Genomic DNA, 24,530 nt, shown 5'->3' with positions numbered 1-24,530 from the left:
GTTTACACATTTACTGATGTCATTGTCCTGAAAATTTTACATCCCACAAAACATCAAGATACTACAGTTTTATGTACTTTAGCCCTCATTATTGTATAAAAATTTTATTATGCGTAAACTTTTAATCGTTCTATTAACGAGTTGCTCTTTTATTGGCATAGCCCAAGAGAATGAAAAACCCGCTGTAGCGAATTACCAATTAGCGAGTAAATTCTCGCCTAAAAAACTACAAAAAATGATCTTCTCCACAGAAGTTACACCAAGGTGGATTAATCATTCTGATAAATTCTGGTATGAATATGGTACATCGAATGGAAAAAAATGGTATCTCGTTGATCCACAAGCAAAATCAAAAAAACTTCTTTTTGATAACGCCGATTTAGCTGCCAAAGTAACTAAGATTGTACAAAACCCGTTTGACGCACAACACTTACCTATAGAGGGTCTGCGGTTTACAGACGATGAGAAAAACATACGCTTTGAAATTCGTAGCACAAAAGACACTGTAAAAAGTAAAGAAGAACGTGACAAACTAACGAATAAAGCAGACAGTATAAAGAAGAAGGTGTATTACTTAGAGTATAATATAACCTCCAAACAACTTAAAGAAGTTTCAGACACTTTAAAAGAAAAACCGAGAACTACTTGGGCAAGTTTTTCACCAGATACAACACGTATATTCTTTGCAAAGGATTTCAATTTATACTGGATGGACAGAGAAAACTACGAAAAAGCACGTAAAGATGATAAGGACTCTACTATTATCGAACACCAAATAACAACTGATGGTATACAGTATTATGCATGGGGAGGTGATCAGTATAGTACAACAACCGGTGCTGATAAAGAAGAAGATGAAAGCAAAAAACGTAAACCGGTATGGCTAAGTTGGTCGCCCGATGGTAAACATTTTGCATTAACCCGAAAAGACAATAGACACTTAAACCCACTGTGGGTTATCAATAATGTAGGACAAAAACGGCCGACCCTAGAGACCTACAAATACCTAATGCCTGGAGAAACTGACTCAACAGAAGTTGAACTGTACATTTTCAATGCTTCGACATTCGCTTCAAATCAGGTACAGTTGACCAGTTTCAAAAACCAAACGATTGGGATTTACAACCGTGACCACGGTAAAGAAAGCTACCAAGGCAAACATTATATTAACTACTGGCTAGGAAGCAATGAAACATTTTATATACAACGTGCTAGCCGCGACCTGAAACGAATTGACCTAGTCGAAGTAACCGTTGATGGCAACACACGCACATTAGTAGAAGAACGTTCTAATTTGTACCTAGATGTCAAAAAACCGTATTTTGTTAAAAATGGCAGCGAATTTATACATTGGTCACAACGTGATGGATGGGGACACTTCTACCTCTACAACAAAGACGGTAAACTACTACGTCAATTAACTTCAGGAGAATACAATACGGAAGATATTACGGGATACGACCCCTCTACCCAACGCTTTACTTTCACTGCAAATGGCAAAGAGAAGAACGAAGATCCATATTATTTACACCATTATACACTGAGTACTGCGGGAGGAGAGCCAACCTTATTAAATAAAGGTGATTTTGACCACCAAGTGCATGTTAGCGAAAGCGGACGATATTTCGTAAATAACTATTCAAGGGTAAATACAATACCTGCATCTGATTTGTATGATGCAAACGGCAAATTGGTAATGAAATTGGAGGAAGCAGATTTATCTCAATTATTTGCTGCGGGCTACAAATTTCCAGAGCCTTTTACGGTTAAAGCAGGTGATGGTATTACGGATTTGTACGGGGTGATGTATAAACCTTTTGATTTTGACTCTACCCGTGTATACCCAATCGTTGAGTATGTATACCCTGGACCACAAACTGAAGCTGTGAATAAATCATTCGGACGAAGCATGGATCGAATAGATCGTTTGGCACAAACAGGCTTCATCGTAATTACGATAGGCAACCGTGGAGGACACCCGGCTCGTTCAAAATGGTACCACACATACGGATATGGAAATTTACGCGATTATGGACTTGAAGATAAAAAAGTGGCCGCAGAACAGCTCGCCGATAGACATTCTTTCATAGACATTAACCGCGTAGGCATCACCGGTCACTCAGGAGGTGGTTTTATGTCAACAGCGGCAATGCTGGTGTACCCTGACTTTTTTAAAGTAGCCGTTTCTGGCGCAGGAAACCATGAAAACAATATTTACAACCGTTGGTGGAGTGAACGCCATCACGGTGTTGCTGAAAAGATAAGTTCAAAAGGAGATACTACTTTTGCTTATCAAATTGATAAAAACAGCAACTTAGCAAATAACTTAAAAGGCAAATTATTGATTGTGACAGGAGATATTGACAACAACGTCCACCCCGCAAACTCTATACGAATGGTCGAAGCTTTGATTAAAGCTAATAAACGTTTTGACTTTATGCTACTTCCGGGACAGCGTCATGGATTTGGAGATATGACCGAATACTTCTTTTGGAGAATGGCCGATTATTTTGCCGAGCATTTAATCGGAAACTCAAAAAATCAAGATGTAGATATTATCGAAATGAACCGAGAAGTTCCGCAAAAAAAATAACTAAAAAAGATAACCCCTTAATAACTTAACATATTAAGGGGTTATTTTTTATTGCATACTTCCCTCCCGAATCAACAAAACTACTTCCTGCCAAACTCTGTAAAAAAACAGCAAACCAAATTATATTTTGTTTTCCGAAAAATATCTCCTATACTTGCCCTACATACTTTAGGGGTGTCTGTTATTAACAGGCTGAGATTTTACCCTCGGAACCTGATCTAGTTCATACTAGCGTAGGGAAAAGTAAGATAACATCTTCTTTCACGGTCATCGTCTTGACCTGTTATCGACATTCCTAAAGTATATACATACAAGTAAATACTTAGGAAAATGCAAATAAAAATTAACGATCAAACTCATCATCTTACAGATGCTTGCCCAAGAGATTTAGCTGGCATTCTCAACTTATATATACCAGAACTAAAAGCGAAAGGTATAGCCGTAGCATTGAACAACCTAGTTATTCCACGTCAGCAGTGGCCCGATACAACTGTAGAAAACCAAGCCCACATTCTTATTATTCAAGCAACCCAAGGCGGGTAAATAAAAGAGGCTCAATATAGTATGCTTTATTTAAAATAACTTTTATAAAATATTATGAAAAAAGAAGAACACACGCTATCAACAACCGCATTACCCAACTCTAAAAAAATTTATGTGAAAGGTGAACTTTTCCCTATTCAGGTGGCTATGCGAGAAATCACATTAAGCCCAACACGTTTATCTAATGGAAATATAGAGGAAAATCCGCCCATAACAGTTTATGACACGTCCGGTCCGTACACAGATCCTAATCAAACGATTGATATACGCAAAGGTATAAAACGTTTGCGTGAACAGTGGATACTAGATCGGAATGATACATATACCTTACAAGGCATAACTTCAAGCTACGGACAAGAACGACTAAAAGACAACAAGCTGGACGCCTTACGATTTGATTATCAGCACAGACCTAAGCAAGCGAAAGATGGGCACAATGTAACGCAACTGCATTACGCTAGAAAAGGAATCATAACCGCAGAAATGGAATATGTAGCCATACGTGAAAACCAACGGATAGAACAATTAGAAACAACTCTAAAAGGTATGGAACATCAACATGCAGGACATAGCTTTGGTGCAAATACTCCGAAAAAGAAAATAACACCAGAATTTGTCCGAGATGAAATCGCTGCAGGTCGTGCAATCCTACCAAACAATATCAATCACCCGGAAAGCGAACCAATGATAATAGGTCGTAATTTCTTGGTTAAGATAAATGCGAACATAGGAAACAGCGCAGTAACTTCCACTATTGAGGAAGAAGTAGAAAAAGCAGTATGGGCGTGCCGCTGGGGAGCAGATACGATCATGGACTTATCTACTGGTAAAAACATCCATGAGACTAGAGAGTGGATTTTACGAAATTCTCCAGTACCAATTGGCACAGTGCCTATCTATCAAGCTTTGGAAAAAGTAAATGGAATAGCAGAAGACCTTACTTGGGAAATATTCAGAGACACCCTAATTGAACAGGCTGAACAAGGTGTTTCTTACTTTACTATCCATGCGGGCGTATTATTACGATACATACACCTGACAGCTAAAAGGGTAACAGGAATTGTATCAAGAGGGGGGTCAATTATGGCAAAATGGTGCTTGTTTCATCATAAAGAAAATTTCTTGTACACCCACTTCGATGAGATCTGTGAAATTATGAAGCGTTATGATATCGCCTTTTCTTTAGGAGATGGGTTGCGACCAGGATCTATTGCGGATGCAAATGATGAAGCACAGTTTGCCGAACTCGAAACATTGGGGGAACTTACAAAAATAGCTTGGAAACACGACGTACAGGTAATGGTTGAAGGACCTGGCCACGTACCGATGCACCTGATTAAAGAAAATATGGACAAACAACTAAAAGAGTGTGATGAAGCACCTTTCTACACACTTGGCCCATTAACAACAGATATTGCTCCTGGATATGACCATATAACTTCCGCAATCGGTGCAGCAATGATAGGCTGGTTCGGCTGCGCTATGCTGTGCTACGTAACGCCTAAAGAACATTTAGGTTTACCTAATAAAAAAGATGTAAAAGATGGGGTAATTACCTACAAAATAGCAGCTCACGCTGCAGACTTAGCTAAAGGGCATCCTGGAGCACAATACCGAGACAATGTACTTAGCAAGGCACGTTTTGAATTTCGTTGGGAAGATCAATTTAATCTTTCATTAGACCCAGATACGGCCCGAGAATTTCATGATGAAACATTGCCTGCAGACGCTGCAAAAGTAGCTCATTTTTGTTCTATGTGTGGTCCTAAGTTTTGTTCTATGAAAATAACACAAGAAATTCGAGATAGTGTGGAGGATGGCTTATACGAAAAATCACAAGAGTTTATAGCGAAAGGAAAAGAAATATACCTCTAAATCATGCACCTGATTACCTGGCCAACACCCTACCCTGATGAAGAGAAAATACTCCTTCATCTTGCGAATGAAACAGGTATAACCGTCCATATCCGTAAACCAAACATGACGGATATGGACTTTATAAAATATATAACTGTATTCAAAAACATTGCAAAAGAAGGTTTCGTTATTCATCAACATTATAGAATTGCTGAAAAACATGGCTTTAAAAACTTTCACAGCCCAACGCGACTCCGAGAACAACACTTGAATGATCCATTTATGTTTAACAACTTAAAAAGCACATCAACACACAGTTGGAATGAATTTAATAGTTTAGAAAAAAAATACCAAACAGCCTTTGTTAGCCCAGTCTATCCTAGCATATCAAAAAAAGGATATGGGCTCAGTAACCGAGTGGATTTCATGGGAAGAAACAATAAAAACATAAAAGCTGTCGCTTTAGGAGGGATATACAGTGGCAACATAAAAAGTATAGCTGAAAGCGACTTCGATACCTTTGCGGTATGTGGAGCGGTATGGGAAAGCAAAAACCCCTTAAAAATTGCTCTTGACTGTCACCAGTTAGCTTTAAAACTTAATCTTGTATAATAACATGATAAATGAACGACTGCAATATATTTCATCTGGGAACACAAGTGCAGAACAATATGAAAATATAGAAAATGCCTTAAAAAATGGAACATCGTGGATACAAATACGTTTTAAAAAAACAGATGATGCCACATTTTTAAATTTAGCAGAAGACGTTAAGAAACTCAAGAAGACTTATTGTTTCAAATTAATTATAAATGACAAAGTCCACATCGCACAGAAAATGGATGCAGATGGCGTACACTTAGGTCGAGGAGATATGCCTATCAGTGAAGCGAGGATTCTATTGGGAAAAAACAAAATAATCGGTGGAACAGCGAATACCTTACATGAAGTAGTGCAACATATAAATAACGGTTGTAACTATATAGGTTTAGGTCCACTTCGATTTACGCTTAGCAAAGAACATATAAGCCCTACTTTAGGCTATGAAGGGTATAAAAATATCTGTCAACAAATAAAAAGACAGAGTAACATTCCTATATATGCTATTGGAGGCATTGTTGAAAATGATATACCTAAACTGATCGAAGCGGGGGTCTATGGAGTTGCACTAAGCAAGCATATAGAAGAAAATTTCAAACATAAGAACCACATTAATAATTTAAAAAAACATTTTAAATGAACAATAACTTCAAAATAGCAGATCGCACTTTCACTTCCAGATTATTTATGGGAACCGGCAAGTTTGGTTCAGGGGAAGAAATGAAAAATGCAATTATAGCCTCAGAAAGTGAGCTGGTCACCGTAGCTTTAAAGCGTATAGACCAAGAAACAAATACAGATGAAATACTGGTACATCTCAGACAACCACATATACAATTGCTCCCGAATACCTCAGGAGCACGCACAGCAAGTGAAGCTGTACTCGCAGCAGAACTTGCCAGGGAAGCTATGGAAACAAATTGGTTAAAGTTAGAAATCCATCCCGACCCTCGCTACCTCATGCCAGATCCTATTGAAACACTTATAGCCTGCGAGCAACTTGCAAAAAAAGGCTTTATTATATTACCCTATATACATGCAGACCCGGTTTTATGTAAGCGCCTTGAAGATGTAGGAACAGCAGCGGTTATGCCGCTAGGATCTCCTATAGGGAGTAACTCCGGACTAAAAACAATTGATTTTTTAAAAATAATTATTGAGCAAAGTCAAGTGCCCGTTATCATTGATGCAGGGATAGGAAGTCCGTCTGACGCGGCAAAAGCTATGGAGATAGGTTCTGACGCTGTGCTGGTGAATACCGCCATAGCCACGTCTACAAATCCAACAAAAGCAGCGCATGCTTTTAAAATCGCAGTTCAAGCGGGCCGTATGGCCTACGAAGCGGGACTGCCAGCTGAGCAACTAGCAGCAAAAGCCAGCAGTCCTTTAACAGCATTCTTAACAGATATATAATTAAAAAAATGAAAAGCTTTAAAGCTATTTTTGAAGGATACGATTGGGATAGCGTAAAAACACAAATTGCAGCAGTAACACAACATGATGTAGAACGCGCTTTATCTAAAGAAAAACTTGATATAAAAGATTTTATAACACTGATAAGCAAGGCAGCCAAACCATTTATTGAAAAAATGGCAAAACGTTCACAAAGGATAACCCAACAACGTTTTGGTAAGAACATTCAGCTATATGCACCATTATACCTCAGTAATGAATGTCAAAATATATGCACATACTGTGGCTTTAGTATGGATAATGAAATTCCTAGACGCACATTATCAAAAGCCGAAATTATACTGGAAGCACAAGCCGTACGTAAGATGGGGTTCCAACACGTACTTCTTGTAGCAGGAGAAGCAAACAAGACCGTAGGCACTCCTTATTTCCTAGAAGCTGTTCGTCAAATAGAAAGTATATTCCCTCAGATATCCATAGAGGTACAACCATTAGAAACAGAAGATTACAGACAGCTACATCAATCAAAAGTTAATGCTGTACTCGTCTATCAAGAAACATATCATAAAGAAGTTTATAAAAACTACCATCCAAAAGGTAAAAAGTCAAATTTCAACTATCGCTTAGAAACGCCAGACCGTGTGGGGAGATCAGGAATGCATAAAATAGGCCTTGGCGTTTTATTAGGACTGGAAGATTGGCGGGTGGATTCTTTTTTCAATGCACTTCATATTGACTATTTACAAAAAACGTATTGGAAGACAAAATACTCTGTTTCTTTTCCTCGATTACGACCTGCTGAGGGAGTGCAAAAACCTAATTTCCATATGGAAGATGCAGACTTATTGCAGCTTATATGCGCATATCGTATATGGAATCCTGATCTGGAAATATCATTATCAACTCGTGAGCATGAGCTCTTCCGCGATAATTTGATTCATCTTGGCATAACTTCGATGAGTGCAGCCTCTAAGACAAACCCAGGGGGCTACGTAGTAGAACCGCAGTCTTTAGAGCAGTTTGAAATAAGTGATGAGCGCCCCGTTTCTATCATCGTTGACAAAATAAGAGCTCAGGGCTATCAACCTGTGTGGAAAGATTGGCACCCGGAATATACCAGCGAAAAAGAAAAAGATTAAATAATATTCTATAGTACTAGACGATGAGCTTAACTGAAAAAGAGACCTTACGCTACAAGCGACAAATAAGTGTTCCTCAAATAGGTATAAAGGGACAACAAAAACTAAAAAATGCTTCAGCTTTAGTTATTGGAGCAGGAGGTCTTGGCTGTCCTATTCTTTTATATCTCGCAGGAGCAGGTGTAGGCAAACTAGCCTGCATAGATTTTGACCAAGTGGAATTACATAATTTACATCGGCAGATAGCACACACAGAAGAAAGTGTAGACACACCAAAAGTAACAAGTTTAAAACTTCAAATAGAAAAACTAAACGCAGACATTAGCTTTACTCCTATTTTTGATAGTATACACAGCAAAAATGCAGAACAATATATTAGCCAGTATGATCTCGTTATTGATGGTAGCGACAATTTCAAAAGTCGATACCTAGTCAATGATATCTGTGTAAAACTCAATAAACCGTTGGTTTACGGCAGTATATTCAATTTTGAAGTACAATTGGCAGTATTTAACTATAGAGGCTCTAAAAACCTTAGGAACATTTTTCCAGATCCGCCAGAACCTGAAGATATTCCTAACTGTTCACTCCACGGAGTAATGGCTAGTACTCCAGGTATATTAGGTACGCTGATGGCGCATGAGGCTTTAAAAATAATAACTGGCTTGCCCACGCTTCATAACGAGTGGCTCGTCGTAGACACTTTAAATGTATCTTCCAAGAAAATATCTTTTTAAAACAACCATCCTGAAGAAAACAACATAACAAGATGATTATAAATAACATAAGGCCATCAAACTACCCGACGGGTAGTGACTAAAAAAATAAGTAAAAACAGCCACTACCCGCTAACTACACCTGCATAACTTGCCCGATATAGTAAGTTTATCCACCTTTGCTTTGATTTTATTAATCGTAAAATTTTAGTTTTAATTTATAAATATGAAAAATTTATCAAAAGTATTCGTGGTCCTTTTTTGCTTATTAGCTTATACTAATATGGCTACAGCGCAGTCGAAAAAGTACAAAGAAGTCTATTGGAAAGAAGCTGGTGTAAAATTTCTTGTTCCAAAGTATTTTAAAATCACAAGTCAAACAAAAAAAGAGTTTGAACTTGAAAGTGATGATTACTTAGTTTGGCTACATAAATGGGATAGCCTGGACCCTATTGAAGAAAGACTAAAAGGAGAAAAGGTTTTAAAATTAGCTGTGCCGCCTAAAAGAATAAGCGGAGATACATATTCGGGAGAACTAGCAGGCTTTTTTGAAACAATTGAAGGTGTTGATGACGAACTTGTTACCAATTATAATATTCTAAGCAATATAAAATCTTATGAAACAGGAGATAAAATAGAGTTTGACATTTCTGTTTTTGAATTTAATGAAGAAATAGAAGAAGAATTAAATACAATGACCGCAAGTATCGAGTTTGTTGGTTCCAATTATAAAGCAAACAAAACAAATGCGGAAGCGACCATGAATGCTGTTCTCGGAGCTGTAGATGGCCAACCGAAGAAAAAAGGTTGGGGTAGCGGTTTATTAAAAATCGGCGCACAAACTGCATTGAGCCTAGTACCTGGTGGAGGTGCTTTGCAAGGTGTACTTAATAATTTTTTAGGAGACTAGACTTATATATAACTATAGAGAAGCGCTATTCTTCATAAGATTAGCGCTTCTTTTTTTAGCAAGACGCTACTAACACAAAATTTTAAAATATCGGTGAAGACAATTGGACTTTTATCAAATAAAAATGCTCCTGCCAGTACAAAACATGTACACAACAAGAGCATTTTATTATAGAGCAACAGGACTCTTTATGCTACGTAATTACTATGGAATTATATTTTAATGCCGACACCAACATTCAGAAAAATATTATGTAACCCGAAACTAATACTCTCAAAGCCAGTTTTCATTATATTATTGAAACCATAGTCAAACTGCGCTAAAGCAAAATAACGCTGACCAAAATCATAGTTCGTGCCTAAACTCATTCCAACATCTATTGTGCGCACACTCTCCCTAAAATCATATTCAGCGAATGTAATATTAAGCTTTTCTCCAGTTGGTTCAATGTTTCTCAAATACCCATCAGTAGCCTCTCCAAAGAAACGTTTCTGTAGAGCAAATGCAATATAGGGGCCTGCTTGTAGACTCCAACGCTCACCAACTTGATAAGTTGCCTGTATAGGAATAGACAGATATAAATTTTGCACTTTGGTTGTTATGCGTCCAGTAAAATAACCTTTTGCATTAGCTGTAGGATCTTCATTAGCGTTAAAGGATGTTTTGTAATTTTTCACATCTGCTTTGGTATTCATACCTTTACCTTCAAACGTAAGCCCTAAAGACACACCCCATTTACTATCTATAGCATGAGTTGCTTTTGCTCCAATAAAGAAAGGATAATGAGGAGAATATCCTTTTACCTTTCTAATTTCCTTAGGAATTGGCAAGGGAGCAGAACCTCCTATTTTCGAACCGATTGCCACCTTATAGCTAACTCTATCAAAAAAAGCTCCATCTACATTGTGTCTCTGTTGCGCTTCCCCTGCTGTGCTTATGCAAAGAAAAATTGCAACCATTATATAATAATTCAGTCTCATTATTTTGTATTGATTTTTATTCGGTCTACAATTAATTTACTACCAATAGCTCCTTTAAACTGGTCTCCATATTTGCTTGAAGTGATCACAATAGCAATATTATAATCCATCGCATATAGATCATTCTCATTCACCTCTTTTCTAAATACAAAAGGCACTTTAAAATCTATAAAACCTTCACCAGCTGTAGAGCTACCATCATTTAAACGTGCTACGGCAACGATACTTTCATCATTGTGAATTGTATATCCATCTAAATAATCAACGGGATTTTTCACATCAACTTGTCTAGCAACCAACTCCTTACGATTATAAAAAACAGCATAAATATCACATGAATCTACTCCAATCGCAGGTATAAGCACTGTTCCTGAGGCATCACGCTCTACTAATTCATCTCCTGCTTTATAATTAAATGAACCTTCTAAAGAAACAGGCATTCGATTAAATGGACGACCAAATTCTGTTGCCGTTAATGGTTTCATTACATCTTTCAAGTTAAAACTTCCAAGAAATAAATTACCCGCAGCCATTGGTGCTTTAGCCCCAAACATCACACCCCAAGGCCCTGTCTTTTTTGTCTCCAATAGCAAATTAGTCTTTTCAGTTATAGAGTTTTTTATCACGCCAGTAGGATGCTGTTCAGGATTAACTTCTTGCCCTAGAAAACTAAATCCAAATCCATAATTACCTGATCCCCAATTATCAAAATTTTGACCGTACACGACATCAAAAAATTGATAATATGAAGTGCCTATTCCTGACTCTTCAACTCTAAAATCCTGAAATAAAAACTCATTAGGAACTGAACTTTGATTAGTTTCAATAACCGTTACAGTATATTTTTTTGAAAAACGCCCATCTTCAGAAGTGACCGTAAAAATCACATCATTATTATAATCTTGAATAGATTCTGAACTAGGTGAAATTGTAGCACCTTTAGTAAGGTCAAATTTTAATTGATAGTTTGTCAAATCCCTTTCTCCTGGCTTTACATATACTACAACTTTATTGTTAGTCAATACCGGATTCATCAAAAAACTGTCCTCCACATCGTGTACAGCAACAATGTCTGCCTCCATTTCCAATGGCTCATCTTTAATACAACCTTGCAGAAAAAGCAAAGGGACTAATAACAGAATGTGTATCTTTTTAAACATAAATAAATAATTAAGTACCCACTATACATTTGACTTTTATAGTCAAAAGTCAGCAAATATAACTTTCTTTAACATAGTATGCGCAACATTAAAGTAATAATTTAGCGATAATAGCGTTGCGGGAGCATATAACTATCAATTATTTTTACCTTTAGCTTTAACAAATTAAGACTAGTAAAGAATCAATTACGTCCTAGTTCCTTAATGTAAAAAAACAGAAAACATCTCATGGTACTAAAAGTTAAAATGAACCTATATAAAAACTAGTGTGCATATCAACTATCTATTAAAACCGTAATTCAACACATAGTCTTAATAAAAACTGTGTCACGATATTAAACATCATAAAATAAAACTACGATGGAAAACAGAAGAGAATTTATAAAAAAAGCAGGACTTCTAGCTGGTGCATTTGGTATGTTCAATACTTTGCCAGAGTCTATACAAGCTGCCTTAAAGATTAATCCGACAGAGGGTTCAACATACTTAGATGCTGAACATATCGTCATGCTTATGCAAGAAAACAGGTCTTTTGACCATAGTTTTGGCGCATTAAAAGGTGTTAGGGGATTTAATGACCCTCGTGCAGTTCTCCTTCCTAATTTAAACCCTGTTTGGCTACAGTCTTATAAGAATGGCGATACCTACCTACCCTTTCAGCTAGATATTAAAAACTCCAATGCTGCCTGGACAAGAGATCTTCCCCATTCTTGGGAAAATCAGATTGGCTCTTGGAACAATGGCAAGTTTGACAATTGGTTAGAATGGAAAAGATCAGGCAATAAATCATACCATGATCTGCCTCTAACATTAGGTCATTATAATAGAAATGATATTCCTTTTTACTACGCTTTTGCAGATGCCTTTACAATATGTGATCAACATTTTTGCTCGTCAATAACAGGGACAACAACAAATAGACACTTTTTTTGGACAGGAAAATGTGTTCCTAAAAAAGGTGATAAACCTCTAGTAAGAAATTCGGATGTTTATTATAATAAGATGGCAAATTGGAAAACTTTCCCTGAACGACTAGAAGAAAATAACATCAGCTGGAAAGTATATCAAAATGAAATAAGCTTACAAAATGACTTAACCGGTGAAGCGGACAGCTTCTTAGGAAACTTTACAGACAATAATTTGGAATGGTTTGAGCAGTACCAAGTACGCTACAAAAAAAGTCATATACAGTTTTTTAGCAAAAGATTAAAAGAACTTCCACTGGAAATTAAAAATATAGAACAACAGTTAGAAAGCAAAAATGATCAAAAGTTAAAACAAACACTACAACAAAAAAAAGAGCAATTTATTAGCTTTCAAAAAGAATATAATAAATATAATACTGCTGAATATGCCAAGCTTGATGACTTTAATAAAGCACTACACGAAAAAGCCTTCCAAACAAATGAAGGAGATGAAGATTACCATAATATAGAACAAATAGAATACAACGAAAACACGATCACAGTTCCGAAAGGTGATATATTTCACCAATTTAGGAAAGATGTCAACGAAGATAAACTACCAACCATTTCATGGCTAGTAGCACCGCAAAATTTTTCAGACCATCCAAGCGCACCTATGTATGGAGCATGGTATGTCTCTGAAGTTTTAAATATACTGACGAAAAATCCAGATATTTGGAAAAAAACAATATTCATATTAAATTATGACGAAAATGATGGTTACTTTGATCATGTACCGCCATTTGTTGCCCCAAAACCTGGAGATCTGTCAACAGGCATAACGTCGCCAGATTTAGATTATACCACTGAATATGTAACTAAGGAACAAGAAATAGCATACGGAGTTTCAGAAAGTAGCGCAACAGAAGGTCCTGTTGGATTAGGCTACCGCGTTCCTTTAATCATTGCTTCCCCCTGGAGCAAAGGAGGCTGGGTTAATTCCGAGGTATTCGACATAACATCTACGATACAATTTGTAGAACAGTTCTTAAATAAAAAATATAAACTAAATATAGTTGAAGAAAATATTAGTAGCTGGCGCAGAGCAATTACAGGAGACTTAACTTCCGCGTTTAGACCATACAAAAAAGATGATTTTCATTTACCAACTTTCCTAGAACGAAATGAACAAATAGCACATATTAACAAAACAAAAAATAATCCAGCACCAAATGGTTTTAAAAAGCTTACCGCTACAGATATATCTGCCATTAAAAATGGAGAAAGACCTGATTTCTTTCCAAAGCAGGAAAAAGGATATAAACCTTCAAATGCTCTAAAATACGAACTTTACATACATGAAAAGTTAGAAAAAGACAGTATTTTCTTACAATTTGAAGCTGCAAATAGCTTATTTAAAACCAGAGCTTTAGGTGCAGCCTTTAATGTTTATGCATATGGCTTTAAAAAAGACAAAGCAAACTGGTCTTTTGCTACTTCGGCAGGAAAGCAAATTGTATACAATTGGGACTTAACAAATTTTACTGGCTCAGAATATACACTTGCTCTGCATGGCCCTAACGGATTTTACCGTCTATATGCAGGAGACAAAGAGGCATTAGGTGTACAAATAGCACAAAAATACGACCCTAAAACTGAAGAAATTATCTTCAACATTTTAAATCAAAGCGAACAGAAAATCGATTTAAAAATGCAAAACAAATATGCCACAAAGAACTCTATTATAAATATCAGTGTAAAAAAGGGGGAAATGAAACAAATTAAAGTGCCCACTAGAAAAAATTACGGCTGGTATGACATTTTATTTAGCAACAATGGCGGACTAAGTTTTAAGCGTCAGTATGCTGGACGTTTAGAAAATGGAAAAGCACGTATCACAGACCCACTAATGGCTTAAATAGCCCAATTATATAAGCGATTACTTCTACTACCACACGGACATAGAAGTAATCGCTTATCAGCTTATCACACTTTGAGTTACACTCGCACAATACACGAACTTAGCTATACCAATATATCATATATACCTACAGAAAATTAACACAAACAAACACTTCCCTCTCATCATGTTTTAAACCAATGTTGTATGCTCAACTCTGTTTTTAACAAATGTAAAATAGAAAAAATAGGTTTTTTATGATATTTGCCACAAACTACTTTATTAAAGCATTAGTGTAACAAAATTCCTTTATGTAGGTTTAATATGAGGAATTAATAATTTAATTTTATGGAACGTATTTTTTCTAAACAAACATGTATTCGTTTAATCTTTATTTGGACCGTCGTTATTGCATTTTTATTCATACTGGATACTTCTAAAATTCTATCAGGCTCTAGTACAGTAGCACTATTATCCTTTATAGCGCTCTTAACCACTATAATCATAGCCTCTTTTGGTGTTGTTCAACAAGCTGATGAGCTGGCACATAAATTAGGAGAGCCCTACGGAACATTAATTCTAACCTTATCTATTGTATCTATTGAAGTCGTTTTAATTTCTGCTGTCATGCTTGGGCCTACAGAAACCCCTACCATTGGCAAAGACTCTATTTTTTCAGTTATGATGATTATCATGAATTTAGTTATAGGTCTCTGTATACTTGTTGGTGGACTAAAATATGGTGAACAAGAATATAATGCACAAGGCTCTATCTCCTATCACGGAATGATAATTTTATTATCAGGTATCAGCATGTTACTACCTAATTTTATTACGGGAGCAGGCAATGCCATTTTCAGTACTGTACAGGCAATGACAATCACGACCCTAATTATAATTATTTACACATTTTTTCTACGCTATCAAATGATAAGTTACAGTCATCTGTACGTACAGCCAAAAACTGGAAGTATGGAAATACTGTATACCGAGAAGGCAAGCTATAATAAAGATGGAAATGACAAAAAGAAAGTTAATATAAAAGAAATTTGGTTGCGCACTATAATTCTTCTGGCCATGATTCTACCTATTGTTCTTTTATCACATAATCTAGCTACGTATGTCGATCATGGCATTCAATCATTAGGCTTGCCTCTATCGCTAGGAGGAGTGCTAATTGCAATCATTGTATTTACCCCCGAATCGATTACAGCTGTCAAAGCAGCAATGAATAACGAGTTCCAACGTGTTATTAATCTATGCCATGGAGCTTTTGTTTCAACAGTAGGGCTTACAGTTCCAGCAGTCCTAATCATTGGCTTAATTTCAGGAAAAACAGTCATGTTTGGTCTTAGCTCTAGTGAAACCATTTTATTTGTAATTACACTGTTATTAAGTTTGATGAATTTTTTGGGTAAGCGTACAGTGCCATTGACAGGTTTGATGCACCTTGCATTATTTGTTATTTTTATTTTATTACTATTTAATCCTTAAATATGATACTGTCTATCTGAGAATATATTTTCAGATAGACAGTATCATATGAGATATAACAGACTCACTTTTAGCAAATAGCCAATAATAATCGCAAACAAAAAGCTAGAAAAAGTACCAATCAGTACATACTCCGTAAACTTGGTATCTTTAGTATTGTTCAAATCGCCAAATCTAAATATTGATTTAGCCGCTAAAAGAAAACCAATGCCTGATAGAAAGCCAACCTGAATAAATAAAACAATTAAAATCCGTTCTATTATTCCTATAACCCAACCTGCATCAAATAGAGATTCATTAAGCTTTGCTTTCATTTCAAGTTCTTTATTCCACCTACCGAACAATATTTTCAGTGTAACTGGACAGACAAAAACAATAAGAACGAGAGATATTACATATAACAGAAAATCAACTGATAATAAAAAATTAAACCATTGTTCTGGAAAACCATGCCAATAAATAACGACCAATAATAAAGCAAGACAGTGAAAAGCCTGGTCGACACAAAAGATCAAAAAAGAATGATTCGGCCAGTTATTATTTGCTAATGATTTTAAACTATCTACTAAAAGATGAACCGAAAGAATGAACAAAATCGTTTGCCACATCTCTCGCCATTCACTAGCAAAAAATAAGAAAAGCAACACACCATGTATCGTAATATGTAATAAAAGATAAAGTGCATTTATATTTTTTTTCTTATTGAGTTTTTCATTCTGAAAAACAAAATCTCCTAATATATGAGCCAGAAATAATTTTAAAAAGAGCAAAATCATAATTCAAGAAGTTTATCTGTACAATAGTCTATAGCTCTTTTAAGTTTAAAGAAGCTTGCTTTTTGTAGCTCCGTGCTGACTTGACTCTGATGCTTTTTTTTCAACAAATTAGCCAACTCTTTTTGATTAATACCTTCATGTAAAAGTGCAGCTTTAACCGTACCTGCAATATTAGCTGTCCAACGTAAACACAATTCAGCTGAAAGTCCCAATATTACATTACACAATTCATCAAAATCTTTATTCGTACTGACAACTGCTAAACTGTCTTTTTTAAGTCCATCAAATGCCTGTCCAGAATTTATCAATGCTGTACCAAAGGTGTTCTTAATATGGTATGCGGGTACTTCTTCTTCCCCCACCCCTATACCGATACGCACATCTAGCCCTATATTAACCATAGCTGCTTTGATATAAAAAGCACTTACAAAAACACTGGAAAGATTGACCTTGGCTTGGAAGCTATCTCCCCTATAAATATCAAAATTTACGGAATAAACCTGCAAAGCCTTCTCTAGGACAGGAAGCCATATAGCAGGATCCTTTTTTCGAGATCCTATAACATCTCCTGTTAAAACTGCTACCATACTTTATCATTAAATACAGTGATATTACAACTTATCATCAAATATAATGATACTAACATAGAAATAGACAAAAAAAAGCACTTTATAATAACAAAGTGCCTTTTATAATAGTGTAATACCATATGTTACACAACAAGATTAATTATTTTATTCTTTACAAAAATCATCTTTTTGACAATTTTGCCTTCTAAATATCGTTGCACATCAGCATTACTCAATACAATTTCTTCAACTTCTTTTTGCCCTAAATCTAGCGCTAAAGATAAGTTCATTTTCATCTTTCCATTGACCGATACAGGATAAGCAAACTCAGACTCTACTAAGTAACTTGGATTAAAGACAGGGTACTTTTGATAACTTATTGCACCGACCTCATTGCCCATTAGCATCCATAACTCTTCGGTAATATGAGGAGCATAAGAATTCAATACAATAATTAAATCCTTAAGAATTTCTCTTTTATTACACTTCAAATCTGTTAGTTCATTTACACAAATCATAAAAGCTGATATAGAAGTATTAAAAGAGAAACGTTCTACATCTTCCTCGACCTTTTTAATAATTTTATGTAATGCCTTATACTCTGCTTTTGTAGGCGTTTCATCTGACAGAGCAACATTCCCTTCGGCATCATGGAATAACCTCCACACTTTACGCAAGAACTTATATACACCTTCTATACCATTGGTATTCCAGGGTTTTGCTTGCTCTAGAGGTCCCAAAAACATTTCATACAACCGTAAAGTATCAGCTCCATATGCAGCAATAATATCATCTGGATTAACAACGTTGAACTTAGATTTCGACATTTTTTCGACCTCGGTCCCACATATATACTTACCATCTTCTAAAATAAATTCAGCCTCGCTATACTCTGGACGTGAAGCAATAAACTTTTCTCTGTCCAGAACATCATTATGAACAATATTTACATCCACATGTAGCGCCATAGTATTGTAGTCATCTTTCAAGCCGAATGATACATAAGTATTTGTACCTTTACCATCTACATCCAATACACGGTAAACAAAGCTTGATCTTCCCTGAATCATCCCCTGGTTAATCAGCTTTTTGAACGGCTCTTCTTCATTATGGTAACCCAAGTCCTTCAGAATTTTATTCCAGAACCTAGAATACAATAAGTGTCCGGTTGCATGCTCTGATCCGCCAATATACAAGTCTACCGATTTCCAGTAATCTATAGATTCTTTAGAGGCAAATGCTTCTGCATTTTGAGGATCCATATATCTAAACCAATACCACGAAGAACCCGCCCATCCTGGCATTGTACTTAACTCATATTCGTACTGATCTTGATACCTCCAATTTTCAGCACGTCCCAAAGGTGGTTCTCCTGTCTCTGTTGGCAAATATTTATCAACTTCGGGGAGCAACAATGGCAACTCACTTTCTTCAATCAAATAAGGCAATCCATCCTTAAAATAAACAGGTACAGGTTCTCCCCAATAACGCTGCCTACCAAAAATAGCATCCCGCATACGGTAATTGACCTTTGCCTTACCAAGCTGAAGTTTTTCAAGTTCCTTGACCAAAGTAGACATAGCATCCTCATATGTCATTCCATTGATAAGTTCAGAATTAATGTATCTACCTTCTTTATTAGGATCAGCCTCTTCAGTAATATCTTGCGTATCACTGATAGCAATAATTGGCAGATCAAAATGTTTTGCAAAGAGATAATCCCGTTGATCACCTGAAGGTACTGCCATCACAGCGCCTGTACCATAACTAGCTAACACATAGTCTGCAATCCAAACTTCAACATCTTTACCTGTCAAAGGATGTTTTGCATAAGATCCTGTAAAAGCTCCTGAGACCGTTTTTGTATCAGCCATTCTATCTAACTCTGACTTCTTGGCTGTACGCGCTATATAAGCTTCAACCTCTTTTCGTTGAGCTTCTGAAGTTAAAGTTTTAACTAAATCATGTTCAGGTGCTAAAACTACAAAGGAGACACCATAAATAGTATCCAGACGTGTAGTAAAAACTTCAATATGATCATTTAACTGAGGAAGCGGAAATTTAACAGAAGCTCCGACCGACCGACCTATCCAATTCCGTTGCATTTCGACCAACGGTTCAGGCCAATCAATTTGCTCTAATCCTTTCAATAATCGATCTGCATATGCAATGATCCGCATAGACCACTGCATCATTTTTTTCTGCTCGACCGGAAAACCGCCCCTTTCAGAAAGTCCATTAATGACCTCATCGTTTGCTAACACTGTTCCCAGATCAGCACACCAATTTACTGTACTTTCTTTTAAGTAAGCAAGCCTATATTTCAACAATTCTCTTTGCTGTTCGCTCGTAGAAAAACCTCTCCATTCATCAGCAGTGAAAACACGAATATCATCATCTGAAACAGCTTTAACAGCTGCTGTTCCGGTCTTCTCAAATCGCTCAATTAAGGTCTTTATTGGCTCTGCCTTATCAGCTTCAACATTATACCAAGCATTAAATGAAAGCATGAAAATCCATTGCGTCCATTTATAATATTCAGGTTCGGAAGTACGTATTTCACGAGACCAATCAAATGAAAAACCGATATTATCCAATTGCTCACGATACCGAGTGATATTCTCTTCAGTTGTAATCGCAGGATGCTGCCCTGTTTGAATAGCGTACTGCTCTGCTGGTAGACCAAAAGAATCATATCCCATCGGATGTAATACGTTGTAACCTTTTAATCGTTTATAGCGTGCTAAAATATCAGAGGCTATATAGCCCAGCGGGTGCCCTACATGCAACCCCGCACCAGATGGATAAGGAAACATATCCAGTACATAATACTTAGGTTTATCCGAAGTCTCACCTATCTTAAATGTACCATTTTCTGACCAAAATTTCTGCCACTTCTTTTCTAAAGAATGATGATTATATTCCATACTCTAACGTTTCTTACTTTTAAAAAAGAGAAAACATGACTAATTATATCTATGAATCAACCCCCCAGTCTAGACAAAGACAAGCTATTGCTTAAAGAAATATTAATTTCACAATTCTCTCTCTTAATCACTTTCAAAGAGATGCGAAAATAGCCATTTTACATTAGATAAAAGCACAAAAGTTTTAATATGAATAATAAAAATCCCATATTACGTTTAATACTAGGTAATATATTATGTGTTTTTTAATGAATATATTCACAGAAAACGTTTATTAAATGCGCATAATTAGTTACTTTCGCATAAATAATAAGCAATAAAACATATGTCTGTATACGAAGAAGGTTCACCAAGAAGAAAAACGAAGTCCGTTTATATTTCAACGGTTATCAGTATAGCGTTGGTTTTACTAATGACAGGGCTATTAGGGCTTATTCTAGTTCATGCGAAAAACCTATCAAAATATGTCAAAGAAAACATTGTTCTCAATATTATTGTCAACGACAATGTTAATGAAGGTGATGTTCTTGCCATGCAAAAAGACATTGAAAAGGATAGTTATGTATTACGGACAGAATATATAAGTAAAGAGTTAGCTGCAAAAAGTTTAAAGGAAGATTTAGGCGAAGATTTTGTAGAATATCTCGGACATAACCCCTTATTACCGTCTATTGATGTTTATCTAAAAGAACAATATGCAAATAGCGATAGTATTCAGACTTTTATTCAAAAGACAGCCAAAAGTAGTAGGGTAAAAGAGATTATATATCAAGAAACATTGATTGATATGGTTAATAAAAACATACGAATAATTGGTATCGTCATTCTAGCATTTACCATCGTATTGCTTATAATAGCCGTTGCTTTAATTAACAACACAATACGACTCGCTATTTATTCACAACGTTTTCTTATTAAAAGCATGCAATTAATTGGTGCTACTAAGAACTTTATACGAAAGCCTTATCTACTTTATGGTATATTTCATGGTTTATTAGGAGCGCTTATTGCAATTTTATTATTGATTTTCACTTTACAATTTGCTCAAAAACAAATACCCGAATTGGTGTTCTTAAGAAATTGGTATGAGTTTGGTGCTATTTTTGTCATAGTGGTACTTTTAGGAATTTTAATATCGGGATTCAGCACTTACTTCGCAGTGACGAAGTATTTAAAAGCAAAGTCCCATAGCTTATATAATTAATAATAAAATATAAAGGGTTCTCAATTCAATTTTACAGCTTGAAATTAAGAACCATTTTAACACAAAAACATGTCTAAAATAAAACAAAACTCTACTTCAAAAACATCCTTTGTTTTTAATAAAATTAACTATCAACTTTTTTTAGCGAGCATACTGATCGTTTGCATAGGTTTTATTTTAATGATGGGAACAGAAGACATCTATAGTTTCACTAAAATAACAATAGCTCCAATCGTGGTTTTGTTAGGCTTTGGATTAGGCTTTGTTTCAATATTGTACAAACCTAAAAGCAAACAACAGTAAGAATAATGACATATATTGAAGCAATCGTCCTTGCTATTATTGAAGGTTTAACTGAATTTCTTCCCGTTTCATCAACTGGGCACCTTATTCTAGGAACCGCATTGATGGGGGTTGAACCTACAGCATTTGTAAAGTTATTTACAATAGTCATTCAGTTGGGAACCATATTATCTGTTCTTGTTTTATACTATAAGCGTTTTTTTAAGTCGCTAGACTTTTATTACAAATTGGTGGTCGCAGCAATACCTGCTTCCATACTAGGGTTGTTATTAAATGATGTTATAGATGGCTTGTTAGAAAGCCCACTTATGGTAGCAATCATGCTTGTAATTGGAGGTATAATTTTGTTATATGTTGACAAATGGTTTAACAAGCCCACTACAGATGACTCTGATCAAATATCCTATAAACAAGCATTTACTATAGGCCTTTATCAATGCCTAGCTTTAATACCAGGCACATCCAGATCAGCGAGCACTATCGTTGGAGGAATGACTCAAAACCTGACCCGTAAAGCAGCAGCAGAATTTTCTTTCTTTTTAGCAATACCAATGATGCTAGGTGCTTCGGGGGTTAAATTACTCAAATTCTTAAAAGAAGGACACACTTTTTCAAGCGAGGAAATAAACTTACTTATTATAGGAAATGTAATAGGCTTTTTAGTCGCCATAGTAGCAATAAAAACTTTTATTGGCGTGCTTTCAAAATATGGTTTTAAAGCATTTGGTTGGTATAGGATCATACTTGGAGTGGTTATAATTGGATTATTATTAAGCGGACATAGTCTGCAAATTATATAAATGACAGATTTAGAACAAAAAAAGAACTCTTCATTTCATTTTGCTGAAGGAGAAGTTCTTTTAGTAGATAAACCATTAACGTGGACTAGTTTTGATGTCGTGGGTAAATTACGTAACAGTATGAAGCCCCTCAAGCTAAAAGTGGGACATGCCGGAACTCTAGACCCTTTGGCTACAGGTTTACTAATTATTTGCACCGGCAAATTCACGAAACAAATCGATAATTACCAGGCTGAAGACAAAGAATACACAGGAGTTATTACTTTAGGAGCAACAACAGCATCCTATGACTTGGAAACACCTATAGAAGAAACCTGGGACTATGCTCATTTAACAGAAAATGACATTAAAGCAGCAACAAATAAATTCGTCGGTGATATAGAACAATATCCCCCTGCTCACTCTGCTATTAAGGTAAAAGGTGAACGTGTATATGAGAAAGCACGCCGCGGCGAAGAAGTAGAGTTAAAAGCACGTAAGGTAAAAATAAACAGTTTTGAGATAGAAAAAATAGACTTACCCGAAGTTCATTTTAAAATAAGCTGTTCAAAAGGAACCTACATCCGTTCGATTGCCCATGATTTTGGAAAAGAATTAGGAGTAGGCGGCCATTTAAGCAAACTCCGCCGAACCAAAAGCGGAGACCTACACGTAAATAATGCTTGGAATTTAGAAGAATTAATTGAGGTAATAAGATTACAAAAGCTCACTGCTAATAATAATTAACTTCCATAGGGAATGAAAATATATAGAAGCTTAGATGAATTCACCCCGCTATCAAATGCTATAGTTACTATTGGTACATTTGATGGTGTTCATATCGGTCATCAAAAAATACTATCAAAACTAAGAGAATGTGCAGCTGAACAAAACGGAGAAACTGTACTTTTGACATTTTTTCCTCACCCTAGACTTATAATCAATCCAAACGATGATAATTTACGTTTAATAAACGACATCGAAGAAAAAGCATGTCAACTCGCTCTGTCGGGTATAGATCATTTAATCATTACACCGTTTACGAGAGATTTTTCAAACCAAACACCCGAAGAATATATAAGCAATGTTTTGGTGGGAAAACTAGGTACCAAACAGATAGTAATAGGCTACGATCACCACTTCGGAAAAGATAGGAAAGGAACTATTAAAGATTTATTGCACTATGCCAATATTTACGAATATGCAGTCAATGAAATTGCCGAACAAGATATTGAAGATGTAGCCGTTTCCTCAACCCGCATAAGAGAATCGCTAATAAAAGGAGATATTGACACAGCCAATAAATACTTGGGCTATCCCTTTGAGTTAACAGGTACCGTGGTTAAAGGCGACCAAATTGGACGAGAGATAGGTTTTCCAACGGCAAATCTAAATGTCCATGAATCTCATAAATTAATACCCGCTTATGGTATATATGCAATAGAAGCGGATATTCATTCCAGTGTCCCACAGATCGAAAAATCAAACTATACCCCACCTCTACCAGAAAGGACTGCTAGAGGCATGGCTTATATAGGGACAAGACCAACTGTAGACGGAATGAATAGAAAAATAGAAATTAATTTATTTGATTTTGATGACGATATATACGGAAAAATTTTACGAGTAAAATTCCTAAAATTCATCAGACATGACCAGTGGTTTGAGTCATTGGAAACAATGCAACAACAAATAAAATTAGATGAAGCTGAAATAAGAGCTTATTTTAATAAATAAAAGGTTTCCAACTGGAAACCTTTTA

Annotated in this window: 21 protein-coding genes and 1 riboswitch; of the genes, 16 read left to right on the top strand and 5 right to left on the bottom strand. The window is 35.8% G+C overall.

What is annotated here, in order from left to right:
• The first annotated feature begins 109 nt into the window (after positions 1–109).
• The 9 genes from ORI89_RS17220 (at position 110) to ORI89_RS17180 (ending at position 9,771) form a co-directional block, all read left to right on the top strand.
• Positions 110–2,593 carry a S9 family peptidase gene (locus ORI89_RS17220; RefSeq protein WP_268231758.1) on the top strand — a complete coding sequence of 828 codons (2,484 nt, stop codon included), beginning with the start codon at positions 110–112 and terminating at the stop codon, positions 2,591–2,593.
• Between the two features lie 160 nt (positions 2,594–2,753).
• Positions 2,754–2,850, top strand: a riboswitch (TPP riboswitch).
• Between the two features lie 73 nt (positions 2,851–2,923).
• Positions 2,924–3,136 carry a sulfur carrier protein ThiS gene (gene thiS / locus ORI89_RS17215; RefSeq protein ID WP_268231757.1) on the top strand — a complete coding sequence of 71 codons (213 nt, stop codon included), beginning with the start codon at positions 2,924–2,926 and terminating at the stop codon, positions 3,134–3,136.
• 54 nt (positions 3,137–3,190) lie between these two features.
• Positions 3,191–5,011: a phosphomethylpyrimidine synthase ThiC gene (gene thiC, locus ORI89_RS17210; protein ID WP_268231756.1), complete on the top strand. Its 1,821-nt coding sequence runs from the start codon at positions 3,191–3,193 to the stop codon at positions 5,009–5,011.
• Between the two features lie 3 nt (positions 5,012–5,014).
• The gene (locus tag ORI89_RS17205; RefSeq protein WP_268231755.1) at positions 5,015–5,605 is read left to right on the top strand and encodes a thiamine phosphate synthase; all 591 of its coding nucleotides are present in this window, start codon (positions 5,015–5,017) and stop codon (positions 5,603–5,605) included.
• Between the two features lie 4 nt (positions 5,606–5,609).
• A complete protein-coding gene (gene thiE / locus ORI89_RS17200; RefSeq protein ID WP_268231754.1) occupies positions 5,610–6,233 on the top strand; it encodes a thiamine phosphate synthase in 624 nt (207 codons plus the stop codon).
• Positions 6,230–7,006 (top strand): thiazole synthase, encoded by a 777-nt coding sequence (locus tag ORI89_RS17195; RefSeq protein ID WP_268231753.1) that lies wholly within the window; start codon positions 6,230–6,232, stop codon positions 7,004–7,006. The genes thiE and ORI89_RS17195 overlap by 4 nt, the downstream gene beginning before the upstream one ends.
• Positions 7,007–7,014: 8 nt before the next feature.
• Positions 7,015–8,145, top strand: a complete 1,131-nt coding sequence (thiH, locus tag ORI89_RS17190) for a 2-iminoacetate synthase ThiH (RefSeq protein ID WP_268231752.1) — start codon at positions 7,015–7,017, stop codon at positions 8,143–8,145.
• A gap of 23 nt (positions 8,146–8,168) precedes the next feature.
• The gene (locus ORI89_RS17185; protein ID WP_268231751.1) at positions 8,169–8,882 is read left to right on the top strand and encodes a HesA/MoeB/ThiF family protein; all 714 of its coding nucleotides are present in this window, start codon (positions 8,169–8,171) and stop codon (positions 8,880–8,882) included.
• A gap of 205 nt (positions 8,883–9,087) precedes the next feature.
• On the top strand, positions 9,088–9,771 hold the full coding sequence (locus tag ORI89_RS17180) for a hypothetical protein (protein WP_268231750.1): 684 nt from the start codon (positions 9,088–9,090) through the stop codon (positions 9,769–9,771).
• 212 nt (positions 9,772–9,983) lie between these two features.
• Here ORI89_RS17180 and ORI89_RS17175 read toward each other — a convergent pair whose 3' ends face one another.
• A complete protein-coding gene (locus tag ORI89_RS17175) occupies positions 9,984–10,751 on the bottom strand; it encodes a porin family protein (protein ID WP_268231749.1) in 768 nt (255 codons plus the stop codon).
• Entirely contained in the window at positions 10,751–11,833 is a 1,083-nt protein-coding gene (locus ORI89_RS17170; RefSeq protein WP_268231748.1) for a PCMD domain-containing protein, read from the bottom strand. The genes ORI89_RS17175 and ORI89_RS17170 overlap by 1 nt, the downstream gene beginning before the upstream one ends.
• 438 nt (positions 11,834–12,271) lie before the next feature.
• On the opposite strand from ORI89_RS17170, the gene ORI89_RS17165 reads away from it, so the two are divergent.
• Positions 12,272–14,734, top strand: coding sequence for a phosphocholine-specific phospholipase C (locus tag ORI89_RS17165; protein WP_268231747.1), 2,463 nt, complete (start codon positions 12,272–12,274; stop codon positions 14,732–14,734).
• A 330-nt stretch (positions 14,735–15,064) separates the two neighbouring features.
• Positions 15,065–16,210, top strand: coding sequence for a calcium:proton antiporter (locus tag ORI89_RS17160; RefSeq protein WP_268231746.1), 1,146 nt, complete (start codon positions 15,065–15,067; stop codon positions 16,208–16,210).
• 44 nt (positions 16,211–16,254) lie between these two features.
• On the opposite strand, the gene ORI89_RS17155 is transcribed toward ORI89_RS17160, so the two are convergent.
• The 3 genes from ORI89_RS17155 to leuS all read right to left on the bottom strand — a co-directional run bounded on the left by ORI89_RS17155 (position 16,255) and on the right by leuS (position 20,482).
• Positions 16,255–16,986, bottom strand: a complete 732-nt coding sequence (locus tag ORI89_RS17155) for a DUF3307 domain-containing protein (protein WP_268231745.1) — start codon at positions 16,984–16,986, stop codon at positions 16,255–16,257.
• On the bottom strand, positions 16,983–17,573 hold the full coding sequence (locus ORI89_RS17150) for a hypothetical protein (RefSeq protein WP_268231744.1): 591 nt from the start codon (positions 17,571–17,573) through the stop codon (positions 16,983–16,985). The genes ORI89_RS17155 and ORI89_RS17150 overlap by 4 nt, the downstream gene beginning before the upstream one ends.
• 125 nt (positions 17,574–17,698) lie before the next feature.
• Complete coding sequence (gene leuS / locus ORI89_RS17145) at positions 17,699–20,482, bottom strand: leucine--tRNA ligase (RefSeq protein WP_268231743.1); 2,784 nt, start codon at positions 20,480–20,482, stop codon at positions 17,699–17,701.
• 325 nt (positions 20,483–20,807) lie between these two features.
• Here leuS and ORI89_RS17140 point away from each other — a divergent pair, with 325 nt between their 5' ends.
• From ORI89_RS17140 to ORI89_RS17120, 5 genes are all read left to right on the top strand, one after another.
• Entirely contained in the window at positions 20,808–21,686 is an 879-nt protein-coding gene (locus tag ORI89_RS17140) for a cell division protein FtsX (RefSeq protein WP_268231742.1), read from the top strand.
• A 69-nt stretch (positions 21,687–21,755) separates the two neighbouring features.
• Complete coding sequence (locus ORI89_RS17135; RefSeq protein ID WP_268231741.1) at positions 21,756–21,989, top strand: DUF3098 domain-containing protein; 234 nt, start codon at positions 21,756–21,758, stop codon at positions 21,987–21,989.
• Between the two features lie 5 nt (positions 21,990–21,994).
• On the top strand, positions 21,995–22,789 hold the full coding sequence (locus ORI89_RS17130; RefSeq protein WP_268231740.1) for an undecaprenyl-diphosphate phosphatase: 795 nt from the start codon (positions 21,995–21,997) through the stop codon (positions 22,787–22,789).
• Entirely contained in the window at positions 22,790–23,515 is a 726-nt protein-coding gene (truB, locus tag ORI89_RS17125) for a tRNA pseudouridine(55) synthase TruB (protein ID WP_268231739.1), read from the top strand.
• Between the two features lie 12 nt (positions 23,516–23,527).
• Positions 23,528–24,505 carry a bifunctional riboflavin kinase/FAD synthetase gene (locus tag ORI89_RS17120; protein ID WP_268231738.1) on the top strand — a complete coding sequence of 326 codons (978 nt, stop codon included), beginning with the start codon at positions 23,528–23,530 and terminating at the stop codon, positions 24,503–24,505.
• Positions 24,506–24,530 lie beyond the last annotated feature (25 nt).

This window comes from Sphingobacterium sp. UT-1RO-CII-1 (genome assembly GCF_026711005.1).
Lineage (GTDB): Bacteria > Bacteroidota > Bacteroidia > Sphingobacteriales > Sphingobacteriaceae > Sphingobacterium.
Note: the sequence above shows the minus strand (reverse complement) of the source record. Positions and strands in the feature narration are given on the sequence as shown.